The sequence below is a fragment of the Pseudomyxococcus flavus genome, assembly GCF_050038885.1.
GTDB lineage: Bacteria > Myxococcota > Myxococcia > Myxococcales > Myxococcaceae > Myxococcus > Myxococcus flavus.
Genome location: NZ_CP143624.1, coordinates 6,403,693 through 6,427,218, shown reverse-complemented (window position 1 = coordinate 6,427,218; position 23,526 = coordinate 6,403,693). Strand labels below are relative to the sequence as shown.

Sequence of the window (23,526 nt, the reverse complement as noted above, 5' to 3'; positions counted from 1 at the left end):
GCGTGTCCCTGAACGCTCCGGCCTAGGCCGGCCCTTCCTTGCGGGCGGTGTCCGGCAGCAGGACGTTCTGGAGCATCTCCAGCTGCGTAGGCAGCTGCGCGTCCACCGTGCCGAACTCCGTCTGGACGATGCAGCCCACGGGGGCGACCTCGGGGTCCTCCTTGATGGCCAGGTCCACCGCGCGGCCGATGAGCTCCATGAGGACCGGCTTCTTGGCGCGGAGCACGGCGGCCGTCTTCGGGTGGACCCGCAGAATCATGGAGCGCGCGCTGCGCAGGTTCTCGATGGCCGAAGCGCACAGCTCCACCATCAGCTCCGGGTCCGTCTCCAGGCTCCGGCCGATGATCTTCTCCGCCACCTTGAGCGACAGCGCGATGACGTCCTGCTCGTGGCTGCCCAGCAGCTCCCCCGCCTGCATCTTCGCGCGGAGGATGATCTCCGTGGCCTGCGCCAGGCCCTCCTGACGGCCCTGCTCGCGCGCCTTGGCGAGGAGCTCCTCGCGCTCGCGCTGGGCCTCCGCCAGGATTCGCTCCTTCTCGCGCTGGGCCTCCTCGAGGATGGCGGAGGCGCCCTGCCGGGCCTCGAAGACCTCGGCGTTCATCACTCCCGCGCGGGGAGGCCGCAGCACGGGACGCTCGGGCGCGTGCGCCGGCTCCGCCGTCCCGTCACCTCTGATCACCTTGCCGATCGCCATGGGCCGCTCCTTGCGGGCCGGATGCTAGCGCGTTCCGCCCCGGGGTCCACGTCCCCCTGCGCCAGGAGTCGCCGGACGGTCGCTCTCCGACGGAGAGCGGGGTCGGCGCTGCACCGCCGTCCCCTCCCCCCGCGGCTTGGGCATGGGCGCCAGGGATGGGGAGGTGATGGCCCGCCCCACCAGCACCTTCGGGGGCCGCTCCGGCTCCGCGGGTTCCGGGGCCCGACCCCGTCCGCCGCCCTGCGGGCCCGACGCGCGCGACCGGAACACCCGCGACACCTCCGAGTCCTCCCGGTCCGAGGGTGGGGCCTCCGCCCGGGGCCGGCCCCGGGACGCGCGCGACAGCTCCTCGGCCGGGCGCTCCACCCGGGACGCCCGGGACAGCTCCTCCGCGGGGCGCTGCTGGACCCGCGAGGCCCCGGCGACGCGGGAGCGCTCGTCCGCGGGACGCGGCTGGACGCGGGAGCCCCCGGCGACGCGGGAGCGCTCGTCCGCGGATGCCGGGTGGACCCGGGAGCCCTCGGCGACCCGCGAGCGCTCGTCCCCGGCGTGGACCGGCGAGCCCTCCGCGGCACGCGAGCGCTCGTCCTGGCTCCCAGCGTGGACCCGGGAACCCTCCGCCACCCGGGAACGCTCTTCGGCGGAACGCGCGTGGACCCGGGAGCCCTCTGCCACCCGGGAGCGCTCTTCGGCGGAGCGTGCGTGGCCCCGGGAACCCTCGGCCACCCGGGAGCGCTCGTCCGCGCCACGCGGATGCACGCGCGAGCCCTCGGCGACGCGCGAGCGCTCCCGCTCCGACAGCGTGTCGGGCTCCTGGGGCCGGGGCCGGGCACCGCGCTGCCCCAGTCGCGATGGAGGCGGACCGATGCGCGCGCCCTCCGGATCCGCACGGGGCGGCCGGGTCTCGGGCCCCTCGCCGTCCCGACGTGCCCCGACGGCCCCAACGCTCGCGGCGTCCCGGCGTCCCGGCACCCGATGCACGGCGGAGCCCTCCTGCCCCTTCGCGGGCGTGGCCACGCGGGACGGCGCGCGTGCGGACAGCACCCCGGCGTTGCGCGCGGCACGCTCCGCCATGAAGTCGCGCCGCGCGGGCGCCGCACCGCCCTGGCGAGGCGCGCCCGGAGCCTGCCCGCGGACCGGCGGCCGCGTCGGCACGTCCCGACCTGGGCCAGCCCCCTGCGCGGCGGGCCTGGCGGACGCCCCGGCTGCCGCTGCGGGCCTGGCGGACGGCCCGGCGGCCTTGCGCGCCCCAGGCGGGGGCGGGAGGACCGCGGACTGACGCGGGGGCGGCGGAGACGCCAGCCTCACCGGGCGCTCGATGAGCCCCCGCAGGGCCAGCCGCTCCAGGTCCATGACGATGTCCGTCCGGCCGCCGTCACCGCGCGCCGTGGGGCGCACCCGCTCCTCGCGCACCCACTTCGCCAGGAGGCTGCCGAACTCGCCGCGGTACTTCTCCAGCATGCGCGCGGCGAACTCCGGCGACTGCGCCACGCACGCGCGCGCCAGGCGCTGGGCTCCCGCGCTGCGCAGGGCGACCGCGGGCCGCGTCAGCCCCTCATGCGGCTCCAGCTGGGCGCGGGCATCTTCCTCGGGCAACTTGCGCGGGGCGTTGGCCGCCACGGCCTTGGTGGCCAGCAGCTTGAGGTCCGGCGGCAGCGCCTCCAACAGCGCGTCCCGCTCGGCATCGGGCAGACCCGCTAGGGCGGGGCCCAGCACGCGCGCGCCCAGCCGGTCACACATGGTGAGCAGCTCGCGCTGCTGCAACTGGAGCACGTCCACGAACTTGAAGCCCGCGGCCTGCTGCCCCGCGACCTCCCGCGCGAGCAGCTCCTCCAGCTTCCACCGGACGATGTCGAGGACCTGGGGCCGCACCTCGCGGGTCAGCTTCACGCGGGAAGGCGGCAGGTGGGCGCGCACCGCCTCCGCCAGCGAGCCCGGCAGCGCGCGCAGCACCACCTCCACCAGCGCGCCGCGCTCTCGCTGGAGCAGCGCCGCCAGCCGCTCCGGCTCCGCGCTCCAGAGCTGGCCGCGGCGGTCCTTCACCAGCCGCTTGATCTCCTGCACCAGCGCCGGGATGCGCTTCTCGCGCGGAATCTGCAGCAGCTCCTGCGCGCGATGACGCAGGAGCGCCCCCTCCTCTTCCGGAAGGTGCTCCAACGCGCCGAGGCTCTCCTGGCCGCTGAACGTCACGGCCGTCAGGAGCAGCATGCTCTGGCGCTTGTTGAGCGAGGTGAAGAACGAGTCCAAACGTCACCTCGCGGGCCCCACGGACGCCCGCTGGGAGAAGGAAGAAAGCCCCGCCGTGAGGGGCCAGGGCGTCAGGCCTCGGGACGACCGCGCGCGCGACCTCCCCCGCGAGGCGCCGGCGCGCTGGAACCACCACCGCGCATGAAGGTCCACAGCGTCAGGCCCATCATCGCCAGGACGAGCACGAAGGCCCCCGCGAACATGACCTTGAACTGGCTGGCGCTGGCCGCCGTCATCCGCAGCCCCAGCACGTCCTGGAGCCGGCTCTCCGCGTCCGTCTCCGCCGACGGAGGCAGCGCCTGCGTCATCAGCACCGTCACCGCGCTGGCCTTCAACTCCGGCACCGCGGTGGCCGCGAACTGCTGCACCGTGGAGGCGTCGATGGGCGGCTTGCCGCCCTCGCCGGGCCGGTACTTGATGAACACCGACGCGGACGGCATCGGCTTGTTCTCCGGCTGCGTGAGGTCGTTGTTCTCCGGAATCATCACGATGGCGCGCGCCTCCAGCACGCCGTCGATCTGATTGAGGGCGTTGGAGACCTCGCCGCCCATCGCCTTGAGGAACATGGCGCGCTCCTCGGTGGCGGTGGGCACCATGCTGCCCTTGGCGAAGTGGGCCAGGCCCTTCTCCACCGGCCGCGGCAGCGAGTTGAGCTTGAGCAGCTCCGCCGCCTGCGCGGCGTCCGCCTTGGGCACGGTGATCATGAACCGCACCTCGTTGCCGCCCTCCTCCTTCTCCTTCTTGGCGTTGATGCCGTTCTTGCTGAGCAGGACGTAGATTTCGTTGGCGTCCGCCTCGCTCAGCGCGTGCTGGAGCTCGATGTGGCAGCCCGTCAGGAAGAAGAGGGCAAGAAGCGGGGCGGCAAACGCGTGCAGTCGGCGAATCATGGGCGGGTCGGAGCTTACTAGGCCCCCGAAAAACGCGGAAGGGCGCCCCCTCCCAGGAGCAAGGGAGGGACCGCCCTTCGGAAGGACGCGCCGCCGGAGGCCCGGGGGTGGTCCTGCTACACCTGGGTCTTGACGACGTCCTTCAGGCCGGTGGTGGCCTTCTCCACGACCTTGCTCGTCAGGTCCAGCTGCTGCGTGTACTGGTACATGGAGGCCTGGAGCGACAGCAGCTCCGCGTTGGAGAACTGCTTCCCGCTGGAGGCCTTCTTGATGATGTCGTCCAGGTTGACCTGCCCCTTCTCCAGGTCACCGACGATCTGCTGCATCATGTCGCCGACCTTGGACGACTTGGACGCCTCGGCCTTCGCCACCACCGGCTCGGCCGCCTTCGGCGTCACCGACTCCTGGGCGCCGCGCACCTTGTTGAGGGCGGCCTTCTCCGTCTTGTTGACGGTCTCCACCTGACGCACCGCGTCCGTGCGCTGGGTGGCCTGGGCCGCCTGGGCCTTGTTGACCTGCTGGGCCGCGTCCACCTGGCCCGCGCCCTGGGCCTTGTCAGCGAGAACTCCGTCGAACTTCGACGCGCCCTGCTTGTTCGTCTGCTGGGCGCCCTGCTCTTGCAGCTTCTGCTGAGCCACCTGCGCCGCGGAGACTCCGGCCATCGGACCCGCCATGTGAGACCCTCCTTGCATCCATCGGAGAAGGAGGCAGCTCCTCCTCCTCGTTCAAGAGTTCCTTGAGCCGGTCGATTGCGCGCGCGTGCAGCCGCGACGCCCAGCTCTTCGACTGCCCTATCTCCGCTCCCGCCTCTTCCAGCGTCCGGCCCTGGAAGTAGTACCCGAGGAGGAGCTTCCGCTCCTTCTCCGGGAGCTTTTCGATCGCCGCCCGCACCCGCGACTTCAACTGCTCCTGCTCCATCCGGACGTCGGCGGGGAGCGATTCGTCGGTGTAGCCCGCCGAGTCCGCGCCCTCCATGCTGGTGGCGAAGACCATCGCCAGCCCCGTCACCGCGTCCGAGATGTCATTCACATCATCGGCGAATGAGCTCCCGCGGTTGCCTGCTCCGGCTTCACGATCCGAAAGATTTCCCAGATACGCCGCCGCCCGCTCGCCCACGAAGGCGTTGCGGGCATCCGAGCCCCGGAGGATCCCCATCTTCCGCAGGCCGTCGAAGATGGCGCCCTTGATGCGGTAGTGCGCGAAGGTGAGGAAGTTGGCCCCGACCTTCGGGTCGAATCGCTCGGCCGCCTCGAGCAGCCCTATCTGGCCATACGCCATCAGCTCGTCCAGCTCGAGCTGGGCGTTGAACTGCTTGCGCACGGTCGCCGCCAGCGACCGGACGTAGGGCCCGTACTTCTCGAGGATGACCTTCCTGTCGTCGCCCAGAGCCAAGCGCCGCTCACTCGGCCTTCGACCACAGCCGCTCGAGTACCTGATTCAGTCGCGGATCATCCTGGAGCGCGTCTGCAATCTTGGTGGTGAGGGAAGAAGACTTCATGCGGAGCTTCTCCTTCAGGACTTCGGCGACCAGGGCCTGCGTCGCCTCTTCCTTGCTCTTGAAGCCCCCGTTCTTCAGCTTCCGGGCAATGGCCACCGCCTGGGAAGCCACCGGATCCGCGGCCTGGGGGCCCTGGACATTGCTGGAGCCTACCAGACCCGAGGGCCCGACAAGAGACTCCGTCCGGTCCACCCGGCCGCCGAAGCTGGTGCCACCCGCCGGAGCCGCGCCGGCAGGCCCCTTCGCGCCACCCGCGCGACCCTTCCCACCGCCTCGTCCGACACCGCCGACAGCCATCGCCGTGACCTCCGTCCTACGTCTTCGCCGGAGGCAGGACTCCCGCCTCCTTGGCCTGGATGAGGGCCTGCGCCAGCCGGGCACCGTCCCCGTCCGGATCCAGGTCCATGGCGGCCTTCAGCTCCTTCAGGGCCTCGGGCACCTTCCCCATGAACAGCAGCGCCTCGCCCGCATGCGCCCGAGGGAGCGAGGACTGCGGGGCCAGCCGCTGCGCGGCGCGGTACGCCTGCAGCGCCTTGTCATGCCGGCCCTGGGAGAACTCCACCGCCCCCAGCGCGAGCTGCGGCACCTCGCTCCGGGGCATCAGTGCGGCCGCCCCGGAGAAGATCTCCTTCGCCTTGTCGAAGTGGCCCATGTCGAGCCACAGGTAACCGGCCTCCAGCAGGACCTGCGCCTGCTGGCGTCCGAGCGGGACGAGGCTGTTCGAAATCTCCGAGGAGTCCGCCATGCGATCTTCCTGGGGCGACGCCCCTGGTTAGCGAAGGTTGGTGATGGAGTTCTTCACCGTATCGTTGCGCGACTTCATCACGTTCGAGATCGCGGTGAAAGTCTGCGATTCCTGCTGGATGGCGGCCTGCAGGTTCAGGAGCTTGGAGTTCTCCTCGGCCATCTTGTTCAGCGAGAAATTGCCGTTGACGATGTCGGTGGTGCTGCCACCGCCCTGCGCGCCCAGGCCCAGCGAGCCGGGGCCGGGAACCCCGCCACCCACGCCACCGCCCATGGCAAGACCGCCGCCGGACGGCGCCACCGCGCCGCTCAGGTTCGCGCTCACCGCGGTGTTCATCACGCCCGCGTACGGCGCGCCCATGCCCGAGCCGCCCGTGGCGGAGAACGTGTGCATCGAGGAGACCGCGGCGGAGACGATCTGACCGCCGGGGACCATGCCCGCCATCGCGCCCACCCCGGTGCCCACGGCGCTGGCGGCGCTGTTGAGACCGTTGTGAAGCCGCGCGCCGAAGCCCGTGTCCGGGGTCTGCCGCGCCGTCGTGATGTTGGTCGAGAGCCGAACGTTCGGGCCCATCATGTTGTCGATCTTCGCCATTTGCTTCCTCCAGGCGCTGCTGTCAGCGAAAAGGTCAGAGATCTCCGATGCTCAGGATGCTCTCCCTTGCATTATCGGCGGGGGGCAGCGGCGGTTGCCTATCCCCGGAAAAAAAGGGGAGCCCGCGCCAAAACCACCGTCATTTCCGGCCCTTGCCCCCCTTGGACTCCGCGATCAGCCGCTCGCGGGTCTCCACCAGCAGGGCCAGGAGCTCCTCGGCGCGGCCAATGGCCGCCTGGACCTTCTTCCCCTGCTCGACCTTGGGGCCCTTGAGCTCGGTGAGACCCGCCTTCACCGAGTCGAAGAGGCCGCGGACCTCTTCCACGGAGGCCGCCTCGAGCAGGGACTCGATGGCGGGGAACGAGGGCGCGGGGAGGTCCTGCGCGGTGGGGGACGGCTTGGCGGTCGGGGGCATTGCGGAGACGGTCTCCTGTCGGGCCACCAGCCGGACGGGCCAGTGGGAACTGAGGGCCCCGACGGTACGGGAAAAAGCCGGCCACCTTCAAGGCGCTCCCCTCGCCGCCTGAAGTGTGCACCCCACGAGCCACCGGCCGGAGACCGAACGGGCATTCCGGCAAGGGGGTGAGCAAGCCCTGTCCGCTTCCACGAGCGCACCTAGGTTTTCTCCAACGGAGGACGTCGCCGCCTCCGCCCACTCACATCACGTCACAGGAGAATTCTCATGAAGAAGCTCGTTGGCGTCTTCGCCACCATCGCCATGCTCGGTTCCGGCACTGCCCTGGCCAACAATGACGAAAACAAGCCGAAGGACAGCTCGGCGGCACAGGGTGGCTCTGGCCAGGTGGGACAGACTGAAATCCAGCAGGACTCCACCACCATCGAACGCGAGACGACGACCACGCCCGGCACGTCCGGCGTGGGCGGCTCCGGCACCACGGGCCAGCAGGCCAACATGGGCCAGAAGGAGCTCAATGGCCGCGTGGTGAAGGCGGAGAGCGACAAGATCTTCGTCGACATGCAGGGCGCCGTGGTCCCGCTGGAGGTCGACCGCAGCACCACCTTCAGCGACCCGACGTTGAAGAAGGCCAAGGACCTGCGCCCGGGCCAGGAGATTCGCGCCAGCTACGAGGTGAAGGAGACCAAGAACGTCGCCAAGAGCATCTCGCTCTCGGGCACGGGCGGCGCCGGTGACTCGACGCTGACGCCCGACTCCTCCATCAACCAGGACAGCAACACGGGCGGCTCCGGCCAGGACACGCATGAAGGCACCGGCGGCTCCGGGGACGACAGCACGATGAACCCGGACACGGGCTCCAGCCCCTCGCCCGACACGTACTGATGTCGCGCCCGCGCACATGACAGACCCGCACCCCGCAATGGGGACTTCAGGGCCCGCAGCCGCCACCCGGCTGTGGGCCCTGGCGCCATGAAGCGCGCGGAGCCAGGGCGCCGTCATGCCTGCATCGTCGTACAGTTCATTCAGTATTGACTGAACGAAGCCCCCCCGCCTAAATGCCTGCCCGCCAACCCGGCCGCCACGCGCCCGCCTCGGGGTGCCCGGTACGGAGAGGCGCGGAGAGCGGGCATGAAGGAGCTGGGAGCCGCCGAGCACCGCTTCATCGAATCGATGGGGCTGTACTTCGAGCGGCAGGGCGGCACGCGCATTGGCGGACGCATCTACGCGCTGCTGATGCTCGCGGGCGAGCCCCTTTCGAACAAGCGCATCGCCGAGTTGCTCAAGGTGAGCGCGGCCTCGGTGTCCACCAACCTCCGCGCGTGCGCGGACCTGGACCTGGTGGAACCGGTCAGCGTTCCCGGAGACCGGCAGCACTACTACGTCATCCATTCACAAGGCTGGGAAGGCAAGCTGCGGGTCGTGGAGGAGTCGCTGAGCGCCTTCGCCCGCATCTGCGCCGAAGCCCTCGCCGTCCCGCAGCTCGCGGGAAATCAAAATTTGCGAGAAGCGTCAGCCTTCTGTGATTTCTACAAGGCCGAGCTCTCCGGCATCGCCGAGCGGTGGCGCGCAGCGCATGCCCCCCGTCCGCCACGCCCCATCAAGACTTCGAAAGGACGTACCGCATGAATCCCACCGCATCGCAGTCCCCCATCGTCTCCATCGCGAACGTGACCAAGGACTACACCCTGGGGAAGGTGGTCGTCCCGGCGCTTCGGGGAGTGGACCTGGAGGTCCATGCCGGTGAGTTCATCTCCATCGCCGGGCCGTCCGGCAGCGGCAAGACGACGCTGCTCAACCTCATCGGGTGTGTGGACACGGCCACCAGCGGCGTGGTCCGGGTGGCCGGGCAGGACACCAAGCAGCTCTCCGAGCGCCAGCTCACGAACCTGCGGCTGAACACCATTGGCTTCATCTTCCAGAGCTTCAACCTGGTGCAGGTGCTCAGCGTCTTCCAGAACGTGGAGTTCCCCCTGCTGCTGCAGCGCAAGCTGGACAAGGCCCAGCGCCGCGAGCGGGTGATGCAGCTGCTGGAGCAGGTGGGCCTGGCCAACCACGCGAAGCACCGGCCCAACGAGCTGTCCGGCGGCCAGCGCCAGCGCGTGGCCGTGGCGCGCGCGCTCGTCACGCGGCCGCAGCTGGTGCTGGCGGACGAGCCCACCGCCAACCTCGACTCGGTGACGGGCCAGAACATCATCGACCTGATGAAGGAGCTCAACCAGAAGGAGGGCACCACCTTCATCTTCTCCACCCACGACGCGAAGGTGATGAGCCACGCCAACGCGGTGGTGCGCCTGGCGGACGGGAAGTTCCTGGACCGCATCAGCGCCGCCGAGGCCAGCCGCGCCATGGCCGCGGGAGACCACTGAGATGGGACAGCTCCGGCTGCTGTTGCAGGTGGCCTTCCGCAACCTGTTCACCAGCAAGATCAACCTGCTCATCGGCGGCATCATCTTCTTCGGCACGCTGCTGGTCGTGGTGGGCGGCGCGCTGATGGACAGCATGGACAGCGCGATGAGCCGCAGCATCATCGGCAGCGTCGCGGGCCATATTCAGGTCTACTCGGATGACTCGAAGGATCCGCTGGCCCTCTACGGCAGCATGAGCGGCGAGCCGGACCTGGCGGCGCTGGATGACTTCAGCCAGCTCAAGCCCTTCCTGCTGAAGCACCCCAACGTGCAGACGGTGGTCCCCCTGGGCACCAGCGGCGCCATCATCACCTCCGGCAACACGGTGGACCTGACGCTGTCGCGCCTGCGAGGGCTCTACAACCAGCGCGACCAGCACGGCGAGACGCCCGAGCTGCGCGAGAACATCGACAGCGTGAAGGGCCATGTCCGCCACATGGTGGAGGTGATGGCCCAGCAGACCGCCAAGAGCCGGCAGGAGCTGGGCGGTGGCGCGCTCGACCCGGCCGAGGAGGAGGCGCTCGCCCTGGCCCGCACGGACGCGTTCTGGAACGGGTTCGAGGCGGACCCGTACGGGGCGCTGGAGCTGCTGGAGAACCGCATCGCGCCGCAGCTTCCGGACGGCGACATGCTCGACCTGCGCTACGCCGGCACGGACCTGGACGCCTTCCAGCGCACCTTCGACCGCATGGAAATCGTGGACGGACAGGCGGTCCCCACCGGGCAGCGCGGCATGCTGCTGTCCAAGTTCTTCTACGAGGAGTTCCTCAAGCTGAAGGCGGCGCTCCGGCTCGACCACATCAAGCAGGAGCGGGACCTCAACCAGAAGACGCTCGCCACCGACCCCGAGCTTCAGCGCTGGGTGAAGGAGAACCAGACCCAGACGCGGGAGATCATCTTCCAGCTGGACCCGGTGAAGACGCGGCAGATGGTGGAGCGGCTGCAGAAGCTGCTGGGCAGCCAGGAGCCGTCGCTGGAGAAGCTCCTGACGCAGTTCTTCACCCTCGACGACGCCAACTTCGACACCCGCTACGCGCAGTTCTATTCGGAGCTGGCGCCCCTGCTGGAGCTGTACCGGCTCCGCATGGGGGACACCCTCACCATCACCGCCTTCACACGCACCGGCTACATGCAGAGCGTCAACGTGAAGGTCTACGGCACCTACCAGTTCAAGGGCCTGGAGAAGTCCGCCATGGCCGGCGCGCTGAGCCTGATGGACCTGATGTCCTTCCGGGACTTGTACGGCTACCTCACCGCGGACAAGAAGGCGGAGCTGGCAGAAATCCAGAAGCAGAGCGGCGTGGAGGCCCTGAGCCGGGACGAGGCCGAGCAGGCCCTCTTCGGCGAGGACAGCGACAACGTCCTGGTGGCGGAGGCCACGTCCAGCGACATCGACGAGTCCGCGGCCTTCGGCGATGATGCGGGCCCGCTCGCGCGGGAGAACCTGCTCCAGCGCGTCTACACCCAGCAGGAAATCGAGCAGGGCGTGGCCCTGAGCGCGGCGGTGATGCTCAAGAACCCCGAGCTGCTGGAGCAGACGATGGCGGAGCTGCGCCAGTCCGCGAAGGACGCGGGCCTGAAGCTGCGCGTGGTGTCCTGGCAGGAGGCGGCGGGCATCATCGGGCAGTTCGTGCTGCTCGGGAAGCTGGTGCTCTACTTCGCCGTGTTCATCATCTTCGTGGTGGCGCTGGTCATCATCAACAACGCCATGATGATGGCCACCCTGCAGCGCGTGCGCGAGGTGGGCACCATGCGGGCCATTGGCGCGCAGCGCTCCTTCGTCCTGGGCATGGTGCTGGTGGAGACGCTGGTGCTGGGGCTGGTGTTCGGCGCCGCCGGCTCGCTGGTGGGCAGCGGCATCATGGCCCTGCTGAACAGCTCCGGCATCCCCGCGGGCAACGAAGCGCTCTACTTCTTCTTCTCCGGGCCCCGGCTGTTCCCCACGCTGAGCGCCAGCAACCTGGTGGCGGCGTTCGTGATCGTCCTGGTGGTCTCCGCCATCTCCACCCTCTATCCCGCGTTCCTCGCGACCCGGGTCTCGCCCCTCCAGGCGATGCAGACGGACGAGTGAGAACATGCTCCAGCTCTTCCTCATCGCATTCCGAAACCTCGGCACCCACCGCAGGCGCACCCTGCTGCTGGGCGGCGCCATCGCCGGCGTCACGGCGCTGCTGGTCATCCTCATGGGCCTGTCCACGGGGATGAAGGAGTCGATGCTCCGCTCCGCCACCACGCTGTCCACCGGCCACGTCAACGTGGCTGGCTTCTACAAGCTGACGGCGGGACAGGCGGCGCCGGTCGTCACCGGCTATCCGGCCATCCTGGAGCAGATTCGCAAGGACGTCCCGGAGCTCGACTTCGCGGTCCAGCGCGGCCGGGGCTGGCTCAAGCTCGTGAGCGAGACGGCCTCCATGCAGGTGGGCGCGGGCGGCATCGACGTGGAGTCCGAGCCCGGCCTGCGCCAGGTGCTGCAGATTCGCGCGGGCTCGCTGGACGGGCTGGCCGAGCCGAACACGGTGCTCCTCTTCGAGAAGCAGGCGAAGCGGCTGAACGTCCAGGTGGGTGAGTCCGTGACGCTCGCCGCGCAGACGATGCGGGGCACGAGCAACACGGTGGACGCCCGGGTGGCGGCCATCGCGGCGGACATGGGGATGCTGAGCGACTTCGGCATCTTCGTCCCCTCGGACACGCTGCGCTCGCTGTACCAGTTCAAGAGCGACACGGCGGGCGCGCTGCTGCTCTACCTGAAGGACATCCAGCAGGTGCCGGTGGTCCAGGCCCGGCTGCGCAAGACGCTGGCGGACGCGGGGCACGTCGTCATGGACCATGACCCACGCGCGTTCTTCATGAAGTTCGAGACCGTCAACCGCGAGGCGTGGACGGGGCAGCGGCTGGACATCACCAACTGGGAGGACGAAATCTCCTTCATCACCTGGACGCTCACCGCGCTCAACAGCCTCACCGGCGTGCTCATCTTCGTGCTGATGGTCATCATCGCCGTGGGCATCATGAACACGCTGTGGATCGCCATCCGCGAGCGCACGCGGGAGATCGGCACGCTGCGCGCCATTGGCATGCAGCGCACGCGCGTGCTGCTGATGTTCGTCTTCGAGGCCATGCTGCTGGGCGTGCTGGGCACGCTGGCGGGCGCCGGCACCGGGCTGGCGGTGTGCCTCATCGTCAATGCCCTGGCCGTCCACGTGCCGGAAGTGGTGGCGGTCTTCATCATGTCGGACACGTTGAAGCTGGCCGTTCATCCCTCTTCCGTCGTGGGAGCCATGGCCTTCATCACCGCGTGCACCACCGCCATCTCGCTCATCCCCTCCTTCCTCGCCGCGCGGCTCAAGCCGGTGACGGCGATGCACCACATCGGGTGAACCCATGCGCCTCATGAACATGCTGTCCGCCGCGGCCACGGCCGCGGTGCTGCTGTCCGCGCCGGCGGCCCTGGCCCTGGAGCAGGCCGAGCAGGTCAAGCTGCTGGCGACCATCGACGACCGCCAGCGCAACGGCGGCGACTACAAGGCGATGGTCTACCTGGAGCAGAAGGAGAAGGGTAAAGCGGACCTCGTCTACGAGCTGGTCGTCTACCGCCGCGACGCGGACGACAAGCTGATGATGCTCTTCACCAAGCCCAAGGCGGAGGCGGGCAAGGGCTACCTGCGCCTGGACAAGAACCTGTGGAACTACGACCCCAACGTGGGCCGCTGGGAGCGCCGCACCGAGCGCGAGCGCATCGCGGGCACCGACAGCCGCCGCGCGGACTTCGACGAGTCGCGGCTGGCCGAGGAGTTCGACCCGACCTACGAGGGCGAGGCGAAGCTGGGCAAGTACACGGCCCACGTGCTGACGCTGAAGGTCAAGCCGGGCGTGGACGTGGCCTATCCCGTGCTGAAGATCTGGGTGGACAAGGCGTCGGGCAACATCCTCAAGCAGGAGGAGTACGCCCTCTCCGGCCGGAAGATGCGCACGGCGCTCTACCCGCGTTGGAAGACGATGTTCAGCGAGTCCAAGAAGGACAACGTCTGGGTCCCAGAGGAGATTCGCATCTACGACGAGGTCGAGAAGGGCAACTCCACCACCATCCTCATCAAGACGGTGGACCTGCGTCCGCTGGAAGCCAACCTCTTCACCAAGGCGTGGCTCGAGAGCAAGAGCCGATGACCCCACGAACGCTCACCCTGGCCGTGGCCGTGGCCGCGGTGCTCGCGGGCGCGCCCGCGCTGGGCCAGTCCGACGAACGGCCCGATGAGGACGCCCTCTTCGGCGGAGGCCAGGAGTCGGCGCCCCCCGAGCCACCCGCAGCGTCCAGCGGGGACCCGGACCGGCCCGACGAGGATGCCCTCTTCGGGGGCGGCCAGGAGTCGGCGCCTGCCGGGCAGCCCGCGTCGTCCGGTGAGGACTCGGACAGGCCCGACGAGGATGCCCTCTTCGGGGGCGACGGCTCGGCCCCCGCCGAGGACGCGGCCGCGGGCACCACCGGCGGCGCGAAGGAGCGGCAGCCAACGCTCACCGAGGCCGAGGAGGACCGCGACGCGGACGTCCTGTCCGGGCCCGCGACCCGCAGCGCGTTCGACACCGAGGACGTCATTGATGATCCGCTGAAGATTGGCGGTCAGTTCTACCTGCGCGGCTTCATGGCGGGCAGCGAGGACACGTCCTTCCGGAACACGGCCTTCTCCGCGCCCACGCTGGTGGACGGCTTCTTCGACGCAAGGCCCTCGGACCGGCTGCGTGGCTATATCGTCGGGCGGTTGATCTACGACCCGGCGGAGCCGCCTCGCTCGACGCCGGATGCTCCTTCGAACCCGCGCATGCTGCTGGACCAGGCGTGGCTGCGCTTCGACATCGGGCGCACGGTGTTCTTCACCGTGGGCAAGCAGCACGTGAAGTGGGGCACCGGGCAGATCTGGAACCCGACGGACTTCCTGTCTCCGCAGCGCCGCGACCCGCTCGCCTTCGTGGACCTGCGCACGGGCGTGTCGATGATGAAGGTGCACGTCCCGTGGGAGTCCAGGGGCTGGAACTTCTACGGCATCCTCATCATGGATGACCTAGGCACCGACGTGGGCGCCATCACCGACCCGAGCGGCAGCCCCACGTCCCAGGCGGGCGGGAGCGACCCGGTCAACCGGCTGGGCCGCCTGGGCGGCGCCGTCCGCGCGGAGGTCCTGCTGGGCCCCGCCGAGGTGGGCGCGAGCGCCGTGGCGCAGAATGGCCGCCGGCCTCGCTTCGGGCTCGACGTGTCGTCTCCTCTGGGGCCCCTGGACATCTACGGCGAGGTGGCGCTGAAGAAGCGCACGGACCGGCCGCTCTACCGCATCCCGGAAGGGACGACGCTCGAGGACATCGTGCAGGGCGGCGTCCAGGTGGAGGCGTACATCCCCGAAGGGCTCACCCCGCAGGTGACGGCGGGCGCGACCTACAGCTTTTCATACGGGGACAATGACCTGGCGGTGCTGGGTGCCGAGTACTTCTTCAACTCGACGGGCTACACCGGGTCGTTCGGGTACCCGTACCTGATTCTGAAGAACGGCTTCAATCCGCTCTACCTGGGACGGCACTACGGCGCCGCCTACCTGTTCCTGGACCGGCCCGGACCGCTGGAGCGGACGTCCTTCAACCTGTTCACGCTGGGGAACCTGTCGGACCGCTCCTTCACCACCCGGCTCAACGTGGTGCACCGGGCGCTCACGTACCTCACGGTGGAGGCGTATGGCTCGGTGAACTACGGACGGCGAGGTGGCGAGTTCCGGCTCGCCATCGACGTGCCCCCCGGGCTCGTCGTGGATGGGCAGGAGATTCCAGCCTTCTCCATTCCCGCGCCGACGTTCCAGCTGGGCGCGGGCCTTCGCATCAGCCTCTGAGCCACGCATTGCCTCGTGCCCGATGAGGGCCGTGCTCCCGATTCACGGGGGCACGGCCCTTGGCCTTTCAGCATGCGAGCAGGCGAGGCATGGCACCGGAGCGCGAGCAGCTTGCTTCGGGAAGCCCGCCCCGCGAGCAGGCCGGCGGGCGCCGTCGCGGCAACCGGGGTGTCCAGCGCCAGACGCGTGGGCATTTTTTTCCCATGCGCCTTTGGATTGCCATTGCCGCTGGGTTGAGCGTCTCCGCTGGGGTGAGCCTCGGCCAGTCGCTGAGCGAACCAGTCCTCATTTCCCCCGAGGACCCGTCCATCCGGGACCCCGCGGCGGCGGCGCTTCAGGACGCGAACCGGCAGGCCGCGGAGGAATTCGATGGGCTGTGGGCGCCCCCGGGCTACGTGTATCAGGCACCCCAGGACGCATCGCAGGCCAGCTTCGTGCTGACGCCTGTTCTGCCTGATGGCACCCCGCCACCGACGACCGGGCAGGTCGCCGCCGAGGAGGCCACGCAGACCTATCAGCCAATTCCCTCGCCGCTGGAGGCACTGCAAGCGGAGCAGCAGGCAGCAACCGGTGGAAGTGGACTCCCATCCGATGACGGCACCGCGGCGAGCCCGGCCACCAGCGGCACAGTGGACCAGGGCGCGCTGGACGCCACCGGAACGGATGATACGGGCACCATCGTCCAGCAGGGCCTGAGTGGCACCGCGGCGGGTGGCTCCGGTACCGTCAGCCAGCAGAACTCGAGCGGCACCGCGGCGGGTGGCTCCGGCACCGTCGGCCAGCAGGACCTGAGCGGCACCGCGGCGGGTGGCTCCGGCACCATCGGCCAGCAGGACCTGAGCGGCACCGCGACGGGGGGCACTGGCGCCGCCGGCACAGAGGACCTCACTGGAACGGAGATGGGAGTCCCGGGCACGCAGGCGACACCATCGCAAGTCGCTCCCGCTCCCGAGCAGGGCGGCACGGGCGGCGCCGGTACGGCGGGCACCGCGCCCTCCCCTTCCGCGACACCTGGCGCCACGTCCCCGGCACCCGACTTCATCGGGGGCTCGGAGCCCATCGGCCGCTCCGAGCCCATTGGACGCTCCGAGCCCATCGGCCGCTCCGAGCCCATCGGCACGCCCCCGACCGTGGCGCCCGCGAATGACACAGCCACAGGAGGCGCGGGGGCCGCGGGCACGGGCCAGCCCGCTCCCACCCCGACACCCGAGCAGCAACAACTGGAGCAGCTGCGCCAGAAGCTGAATCAACTCGAAACCCAGCTCAACGAGCGCGACGCCGACCTCACCGTGCGCAACCAGGCGGTGCAGCTCCAGGTGGACACCTTCGGTGACCGCGCCGTCGACGTGGAGGCGTCCCGCCAGCAGCGGCTGGAGCAGATTCAAAACGCCGGGCAGTGGATGCTCGCGGCGGATACCGCGCTGGAACAGGGCGAGCTGGACGTCGACAACGCGCTCGATATCGCGGACAGCGCCTTCATCGACGTGCGCGACAGCGCCTCCCAGGACGGCCAGGGCACCGTCGTCGTCCACGCGGAGCGCCTGCGCGCGCTCCTCAACCTCGCCCGGAACGCCGCCTACAACCGGGACATCTACGGCGCCCGGCGCGCGCTCCAGGATGCCGGCGTCGAGCTGAGCCTCGCCCGCGCCGCCACGCTGGGGCGACAGGGCACCGGCAACGTCCTCCTCAATCCGTGAAGGAGGGCGTCGCCGTCACCGGCGGGCTCTGGGGACGCGAGATGAGGTAGCCCTGCACGAAGTCCACGCCGTGCGCGCGGACCCAGCGCAGCTCCTCGTGCGTCTCGATGCCCTCCGCCACCGTGCGGATGCCCAGCGTCCGCGCAATCTCCAGGAGCTTCTCCACGATGGAGCCCTTGTACGGGTCCAGGTGGACGTCGCGCACCAGCTCCATGTCCAGCTTGATGATGTCCGGGCGCAGCCGGTGGATGAGGTTCAGCGACGAGAACCCCGCCCCAAGGTCATCCAGCGCCACCTGGAAGCCCGTCCGCCGGTAGAAGTCGACGATGGCGCGCAGGTGCTCCGCGTCCGCCGTCTGGTCCGTCTCGATGATTTCGAACACCACCCGCTCGGGCGGAATCCCCGCCGCGTGGATGGCCTCCACCGTGGAGCGCAGGCAGGAGTTGGCGTCGTAGATGGCCGTGGGCGTGAAGTTGATGAAGAGGTGCGCGTCCAGCCCGTGCTTCACCGCCTCGCGGACGGCGGTGGTGCGCGCCGCCAGGTCCAACTGGAAGAGCAGGTCCGCCTCGCGCGCCGTCTGCATCATCCGCCCCGGAAACACCAGCGCGCCATCCGGCTCGAGGCCCCGCATCAACGCCTCGTAAGCGAAGATGCGCCCGGTGTCCCGCGCATGGACGATGGGCTGGAAGTGCGTGGTGAGCCGCTGCTCGGCCAGCAGGTCCACCAGCCACCCCGCGCGCGTCCGCGTGACGAAGCGCTGGAGCGAGCCCACGCGGGGGTAATCCTCCAGCCCGGGCTCCGCCTCCCCGGCCATGAACAGCGCCCGGGTGGCCCGCGCCTCCTCTTGCGTGAGCGCGGCCACCAGGCTCGATGCCAGAGGCGTCACCTCCGCCTCCGGCACCCACACCACGACGCATCGGGCCTCGGCGCGCACCTGGACCTCGTGCCGCGCTTCCCGGAGGCAGGACACCAGCCGGCCCTGGCTGTGCCCCACCGGGCTCCACAAGAACAGGCGCCCCGGCCCCTCCCGCGTGGACGGAAGCGCCTGACACCTGTCACAGCCCCGCGTCGGGGTGTCGCTCATCGGTCCCCCTACTCCACGACGTCGCGGAAGATGAGCAGGCCGCGCGCGGAGTCCGTCGCGTACACGAAGCCGTCGCCCGGCGCGCGCACCTTGCTCAGCCCCTCCAGGAACGCGACGCCATGGCCCGGGTCCGACTCGCGCCAGGTGTTGTAGTAGCCCACCTGACGGGGCTCACCCGGCACGGACACGTCCACGACGCGGAGGCCGTCCTGGCCATAGGCGATGTAGGCCCTCGTCCCGGAGAGCGCCACCGAGCGGATGGACACCTCCGGGCGCGTCCGGTACTCGCCGATGCGCGACACCGTCGCCGGCATGCCCACGTCCAGCACGCTCAGGTGCGCACCCCAGTCCTCGCCCACGTCGAACGCGAGCGTCCGGTCACCCACCATGCCCACCGCGGTGGCGCGCGAGGAGGCGCTGCCGAAGCGGCCCAGCAGCTTCGGGTTCGAGGGCGTGGTGACGTCCGAAACCGTCATGCCGTAGGACCAGTTGCTGACGTAGAGCCGGCCGCCCATCGCCGTCACGTGCAGGGGGACCTCGCCGGCCCGTGGCTCGGCGCCCTCGACGAAGTAGCGCGTGAGCTGCTTCGGCTCCGCCGGCGTGGCGACGTCGTAGACATACACCTCCGCGTTCGGCGCCGGAGACGCCGCGTACAGGACGTTTCCATCCAGCGCGAGGGCATTCACCTCCACCACGGACTCGGGCACGGAACGGAGGCGGACGATATTGGCCGGGTTGGAGACGTCGTAGACGATGACACCGCTGCGTCGGCTGGCGACGTAGAGCGTCTGCCCGTTCACCAGCGCGTCGGTGAAATAGTCGTCGGGGGGCTCGGACATCGCCACCTGGCGCGGCTGCGCGGGGTTGCTCAGGTCGAAGATGTAGAGCCCCTTGGCGCCGGCCGTCACGAAGGCATGGCCATTGGCCACCGCGACGTTGGTGGCCGTGGCGCCGGTCAGGGCCACCTCGGCGACAAGCTCCACCCCGGAGGCTTCCTCTTCCCCCGCGCGCCGGCCCAGCCGGACCGCGTCGAAGGTGCCCTTCATGTCCACCGCGCCGTTGGCGCAGCGCCGGAAGATGCCGGACATCTGCCCGGGCCCCGTCGAGGAACACCCGGCGACGGCGAAGCGAATCGTCAGGTCGGGCGACTGCTGATACTCGCTGGCCAGGAAGAACGACTCCGGCGTGCTCTGCCGCTCGGTGGCGTTGACCCCCAGCAACAGCTGGTTGTTGCTACCCCCGCCGGACAGCCGCATGGCGGCCGCGGCACCGGAACCATCGTTGAGGTTGATGTTGAGGTTCCAGATGCCCTCGGGTTGGACGGCCGCGAGGGTCGGAAGCTGGCAGGCCGACAAATCGATGGCCTCAAGCTGACACTCCGCCTTGGGAGCGGACGGATTGTCGTTGCCGCAGGCGGTGACGAGGGCCAGGGTGCTGGTGATTGCGAGGAGGCGTTTCATGCCCCCCTGCATATCATCCGACGCCAGCCCCCGACGAACGTCGGCGCTCCTCCGGCCCCCGAGGGAGCGATGCCTACTGCCCGTCAAGTAAACGGAAAGAAATCCTCAGGCTGCTTGTATACCCGGGTCGCTGGGAGGCAGCCTCCCAGGCAGGTGTAGTCTCGCCGGTACCCCACCCACAGAGGTGCCTTCAGTGAACCCCCGTCCCCTCGCCGCAGCCCTGCTCGTCCTGTTCTTCCCGGGGCTCGCGCTTGCCCAGTTCTACGTCGTGCCCCGGCGGCCCGGGAAAACGCCGGTGAACAGCTACGTGTTCGAGTGGCGGCACGCGGACATCCTCGTCGGGCCCGGGGCCACGGGATTGGCCGAGCCTCCCGACAGGACCGCGCACGAGCAACCACCGGAGACGCCGGGGGGCGCCAACCCGGGGGCCCCCACCACCTCGCCGGAGGAAGGCGACACCGGGGCGCCCCCGCCCGGCCCCGCTCCGGAGACCACCGAAGGCGCGTCCCCGCCCGAGTCGCGGTCGGGGCTGCCCGGCAACGCGCAGGGGGCGGCCGAGACCCAGCTCGATGGAGGCTCGCCGCCGGTGACGGCGGGGGCGACGGGCGGTGAAGACAGTGGTGTGCAGGTCCCGGGAAACGGGAGCCTGGTGGCCGCGGCCGACGGAGGCACCGGGGACGGCGGCGCGCTCTCGGCGGCTGGGGGCACCGCGGATGGCGGTCTGGTCGCCTCGGTCGACGGAGGCACCGGGGACGGCGGCGCGCTCTCGGCGGCTGGGGGCACCGACGGCGGCACGCAGGACGCGGGAGGGTTCCTGACGGCGACCGACTCCGAAGATGGCGGAACGATGCTGGGCAGCGGCCAGTCGGTGTTCGGCGGCGGACCCGACGGAGGTGGGTTCAACTACACCTACGCGAAGTCGCTGGGGGACAAGACGGGCGGCGTGCGCTTCTACTTCTATGAGCGTGAGCGCATGGTGGCCGAGCGCGCCGCGCCGCTCATCGAGGAGGCCTACCGCTACCTCGTGGACCGGTTCCAGTACGTCCCCACGAAGACGTTCCCGTACATCCTCTACAGCAGCTACCAGGAGTTCCTGCAGACCAACCTCTTCGCGATTTCCGAAGGCACGCTCGGCGTCACCAGCACCGGCGAGGACCTGAAGTTGACGCTGCCGTACCTGGGCGACCACCGCCTCTTCGAGGAGGTCAGCACCCACGAGCTGGCGCACCAGTTCACCATCCAGAAGGTCCGCACCGTGGCCGAGCAGGCCAAGATGTTCGGCGACCCGCTGCAGGCCATGCCCCTGTGGTTCATCGAGGGCCTCGCCGAGTTCTACGCCAAGCGCGGCATGGACCCGGAAGCGGAGATGCTGGTGCGGGACCTGCTGGTGAACCCGGACCTCTACAAGGGCTACGCCTTCCTCGACTTCTTCTCTCCCGGTCCCTACGGCTACCTGTGGATCTACAAGGTGGGCCAGGTCCGCGTGTCCTTCCTCGAGGAGGAGTACGGCGCCGGCTTCATCCAGCGCGTGCTGGAGGAGTCGCCCCGTCTGGCGGGGGGCTCGCGCGACTCGCCGTCGCTGAAGTTCGAGGAGCTGCTGGAGCGGATGACCGGGGACAACCCGAAGCGCATCTCCGCCCGGTTCGAGAACTGGCTGAAGCGCCGGGCCTTCAAGACGTACCTGGCCTCGGAGCAGTCCGCCCCGGCGCTGGACCTGCTCGACAAGGCGCCCGGCTACACCACCGCCATGGCCTCGTCGCCGAACGGGCACGTGCTGGCGCTGCGCACCATCGTCCCGGAGACGGGCGAGAGCCGCATCTACCTCATGGACCCGCGCGCGCCGGACAAGACGGTGAAGGTGACGGGTGACGGCGTGCCGGGCGTGGAGTCGCTGCACCCCATCTCCGGGCGCAGCTTCGCGCTGACGAACGACAAGCTGGCCTTCATCGCCGAGATCACCGGGCGTGACGTCATCTACGTGCAGGACTACAAGCACACGGCGGAGCGGCGCGGCGCGGACGTGCTGGTGCGGCGCAACCCCATCCGGACCGGCATCGACCGGGAGGTGGGGCTGGTGGTGGACCTGGACGTGGGCAGCCGCACCGCGTACCGCATCGACAAGCATGGCCTGCTGGCGGCGTACTCGCCGGCCTTCTCCCCCGACGGCCGCTGGGTGGCCTTCATCGGCATCAGCGACGCGGGCCTGCGGGACATCTACGCCCTGGACCTCCAGGCGGGCCCGGACGCCCCGCCGCTGCAGCTCACCGACGACGTGTTCTCCGAGCGCGAGGTGTCGTGGGGCCCCTCGGGTGTCATCTTCACCTCGGACGCGACCTCCCACCGCCAGTTCAACCTCTTCCGCGTGCGTCCGGACGCGCCCCGGCAGGTGGAGCGGCTCACCAGCGAGGAGCGCGACCACGCCTCCCCGGTGGCATTGGAGGACGGGCGCATCTTCTTCACCGCCTTCCACAACAGCAGCTCCGACCTGCACGAGCTGACGAAGGACGGCCGCATCGTTCGGCGCACGGACCTGACGACGGGCGTCTTCGAGCCCGGCCCCGGCCCGGACGGTGGCCTGTGGATGCTCTTCCACGTGTCGGGTGAGCGCCGGCCCGCGGTGCTGCGCCCGCCGAAGATGCTGGCGCTGGACGTGGCCGCCGAGCCGCCTCCGGAGCCGCCCAATCCCCTGGCGGTGCGCCCCCTCACGGACGCCACGGCCTACAAGCCCTTCACGCGGCAGAACCTGGAGTTCGGTCCCTTCTTCGGCTTCGCGGGCGCGGGCGGCGGCGGCTTCGTGGGCCAGCTCTTCGCGGCGGCCAGCGACCGCATGAAGGACCACCAGTTCCTGCTCACGCTGGCGGTGTACGGCAGCTTCGATTTGACGGATGGCTACCTGCTCTACATCAACGACAAGAGCCGCACGACGTGGGGCGGCGGCCTCTTCCAGTCGCTGCGCTTCCGCGTGGACCGCACCTTCGAGGGCGAGGAGCCGGCCCAGCGCGCCTTCTTCACCTCGGGAGAGCGCTTCTTCGGCGTGCTCGGCAGTGTGCGCTACCCGCTGAGCACCTTCACGTTCATCCAGGGCGACCTGGCCATCGGTGGCACCAAGTACTTCCTGGACGACTACACGGAGTTCGAGCTGTTCTTCCCGGAGCGCAACCTGGCCAACATGGAGCTGCTGACCGCGTGGAACGCGCGCAACCGCGCCATCCGGTTCCAGACGGAGGTGAGCGGGCAGATTGGCTACGACACCCTGAAGTACCACTACGCCACCGGCCCGCTGTCGGGCAGCGCGGTCCTGCTGGAGACCACGCTGGGCGTGCAGCCCTTCAACAGCCAGGCCTACGGCAACGTCCGCGTGGACGCGGAGCGCTACTTCCCCATCTACGGCCGCGCCAACGTCTTCATCCGCGGCGGCCTGGGCACCACGCTGGGCGGCCAGTACGCACGCTCCTACTTCCTCTCCTCGTTCGACACGCTGCGCGGTGTGAACTTCGGCGACACCCAATGGCTGCTCGGCCGGCACTACCTCTACTCGACGCTGGAGCTGCAGCTGCCGCTCAACGACATCATCCGGGTGGCGTTCCTCAGCGACCTGGAGGCGATTGCCGGCATCGACGCGGGTGGCGTGGGTGAAGGGACGAATGACCTGTGGAATCACCGCGTGGTGAACGCCGTCGTGGGCGCCAACCTCGCGCTGGGTCCCCTGCTGCTGCGGCTGCACTTCGCGCGGCCGTTCGACGTCGGCGCCGCGGCCGGTCGGCCGGACGCGGGCTGGGTGACGAACTTCTCGCTGGGCATCGCCGGCCTCAACGGCTTCTTCGACCAGGGCAACACCGGAAAGAGTGGCGGGTCCGCGCCCGCGCCCATGTCCCCGGCCCTGGTGCCGGCGGTGGGCGGCGGCTACACAGGGCCCCGCCACTGAGGCGA

At 69.8% G+C, this 23,526-nt stretch carries 20 protein-coding genes; 9 read left to right on the top strand and 11 right to left on the bottom strand.

What is annotated here, in order from left to right; all coding sequences use genetic code 11:
- Positions 1-22: 22 nt before the first annotated feature.
- From VZL07_RS27035 to VZL07_RS26995, 9 genes are all read right to left on the bottom strand, one after another.
- Positions 23-694: a FliH/SctL family protein gene (locus tag VZL07_RS27035; RefSeq protein ID WP_426750649.1), complete on the bottom strand. Its 672-nt coding sequence runs from the start codon at positions 692-694 to the stop codon at positions 23-25.
- 24 nt (positions 695-718) lie between these two features.
- Positions 719-2,941 carry a hypothetical protein gene (locus VZL07_RS27030; RefSeq protein WP_426750648.1) on the bottom strand — a complete coding sequence of 741 codons (2,223 nt, stop codon included), beginning with the start codon at positions 2,939-2,941 and terminating at the stop codon, positions 719-721.
- Between the two features lie 71 nt (positions 2,942-3,012).
- Positions 3,013-3,828 carry a type III secretion protein gene (locus VZL07_RS27025; protein WP_426750647.1) on the bottom strand — a complete coding sequence of 272 codons (816 nt, stop codon included), beginning with the start codon at positions 3,826-3,828 and terminating at the stop codon, positions 3,013-3,015.
- A 116-nt stretch (positions 3,829-3,944) separates the two neighbouring features.
- Positions 3,945-4,466, bottom strand: coding sequence for an ATP-dependent helicase HrpB (locus VZL07_RS27020; RefSeq protein WP_426750646.1), 522 nt, complete (start codon positions 4,464-4,466; stop codon positions 3,945-3,947).
- Positions 4,384-5,220, bottom strand: a complete 837-nt coding sequence (locus tag VZL07_RS27015) for a sigma-70 family RNA polymerase sigma factor (RefSeq protein ID WP_426750645.1) — start codon at positions 5,218-5,220, stop codon at positions 4,384-4,386. Before VZL07_RS27015 ends, VZL07_RS27020 begins: the two co-directional genes overlap by 83 nt.
- A 7-nt stretch (positions 5,221-5,227) precedes the next feature.
- Positions 5,228-5,623 (bottom strand): hypothetical protein, encoded by a 396-nt coding sequence (locus VZL07_RS27010; protein ID WP_426750643.1) that lies wholly within the window; start codon positions 5,621-5,623, stop codon positions 5,228-5,230.
- Positions 5,624-5,639: 16 nt separating this feature from the next.
- Entirely contained in the window at positions 5,640-6,071 is a 432-nt protein-coding gene (locus tag VZL07_RS27005; RefSeq protein WP_426750642.1) for a tetratricopeptide repeat protein, read from the bottom strand.
- A gap of 27 nt (positions 6,072-6,098) precedes the next feature.
- Positions 6,099-6,665 carry a hypothetical protein gene (locus tag VZL07_RS27000; RefSeq protein WP_426750641.1) on the bottom strand — a complete coding sequence of 189 codons (567 nt, stop codon included), beginning with the start codon at positions 6,663-6,665 and terminating at the stop codon, positions 6,099-6,101.
- A 139-nt stretch (positions 6,666-6,804) separates the two neighbouring features.
- Entirely contained in the window at positions 6,805-7,080 is a 276-nt protein-coding gene (locus tag VZL07_RS26995) for a hypothetical protein (RefSeq protein ID WP_426750640.1), read from the bottom strand.
- A 267-nt stretch (positions 7,081-7,347) separates the two neighbouring features.
- Here VZL07_RS26995 and VZL07_RS26990 point away from each other — a divergent pair, with 267 nt between their 5' ends.
- From VZL07_RS26990 to VZL07_RS26955, 8 genes are all read left to right on the top strand, one after another.
- A complete protein-coding gene (locus VZL07_RS26990) occupies positions 7,348-7,965 on the top strand; it encodes an RNA-binding protein (protein WP_426750639.1) in 618 nt (205 codons plus the stop codon).
- A 246-nt stretch (positions 7,966-8,211) separates the two neighbouring features.
- Positions 8,212-8,709, top strand: a complete 498-nt coding sequence (locus VZL07_RS26985; protein WP_426750638.1) for a GbsR/MarR family transcriptional regulator — start codon at positions 8,212-8,214, stop codon at positions 8,707-8,709.
- Entirely contained in the window at positions 8,706-9,449 is a 744-nt protein-coding gene (locus VZL07_RS26980) for an ABC transporter ATP-binding protein (protein ID WP_426750637.1), read from the top strand. The genes VZL07_RS26985 and VZL07_RS26980 overlap by 4 nt, the downstream gene beginning before the upstream one ends.
- 1 nt (position 9,450) lies before the next feature.
- A complete protein-coding gene (locus VZL07_RS26975; RefSeq protein ID WP_426750636.1) occupies positions 9,451-11,559 on the top strand; it encodes an ABC transporter permease in 2,109 nt (702 codons plus the stop codon).
- A gap of 4 nt (positions 11,560-11,563) precedes the next feature.
- On the top strand, positions 11,564-12,865 hold the full coding sequence (locus VZL07_RS26970; RefSeq protein WP_426750635.1) for an ABC transporter permease: 1,302 nt from the start codon (positions 11,564-11,566) through the stop codon (positions 12,863-12,865).
- A 4-nt stretch (positions 12,866-12,869) separates the two neighbouring features.
- The gene (locus VZL07_RS26965) at positions 12,870-13,652 is read left to right on the top strand and encodes an outer membrane lipoprotein-sorting protein (RefSeq protein ID WP_426750634.1); all 783 of its coding nucleotides are present in this window, start codon (positions 12,870-12,872) and stop codon (positions 13,650-13,652) included.
- Positions 13,649-15,355 (top strand): hypothetical protein, encoded by a 1,707-nt coding sequence (locus VZL07_RS26960; RefSeq protein ID WP_426750632.1) that lies wholly within the window; start codon positions 13,649-13,651, stop codon positions 15,353-15,355. The genes VZL07_RS26965 and VZL07_RS26960 overlap by 4 nt, the downstream gene beginning before the upstream one ends.
- A 203-nt stretch (positions 15,356-15,558) precedes the next feature.
- A complete protein-coding gene (locus tag VZL07_RS26955) occupies positions 15,559-17,052 on the top strand; it encodes a hypothetical protein (RefSeq protein ID WP_426750630.1) in 1,494 nt (497 codons plus the stop codon).
- Here VZL07_RS26955 and VZL07_RS26950 read toward each other — a convergent pair.
- Together VZL07_RS26950 and VZL07_RS26945 are read right to left on the bottom strand one after the other, a co-directional pair.
- Positions 17,042-18,136: an EAL domain-containing protein gene (locus VZL07_RS26950; protein ID WP_426750628.1), complete on the bottom strand. Its 1,095-nt coding sequence runs from the start codon at positions 18,134-18,136 to the stop codon at positions 17,042-17,044. The genes VZL07_RS26955 and VZL07_RS26950 overlap by 11 nt on opposite strands.
- A gap of 8 nt (positions 18,137-18,144) precedes the next feature.
- The gene (locus VZL07_RS26945; RefSeq protein WP_426750626.1) at positions 18,145-19,596 is read right to left on the bottom strand and encodes an LVIVD repeat-containing protein; all 1,452 of its coding nucleotides are present in this window, start codon (positions 19,594-19,596) and stop codon (positions 18,145-18,147) included.
- A gap of 184 nt (positions 19,597-19,780) precedes the next feature.
- Here VZL07_RS26945 and VZL07_RS26940 point away from each other — a divergent pair, with 184 nt between their 5' ends.
- Positions 19,781-23,521 carry a tolB protein precursor protein gene (locus VZL07_RS26940; protein ID WP_426750625.1) on the top strand — a complete coding sequence of 1,247 codons (3,741 nt, stop codon included), beginning with the start codon at positions 19,781-19,783 and terminating at the stop codon, positions 23,519-23,521.
- The last annotated feature ends 5 nt before the right edge of the window (positions 23,522-23,526 follow it).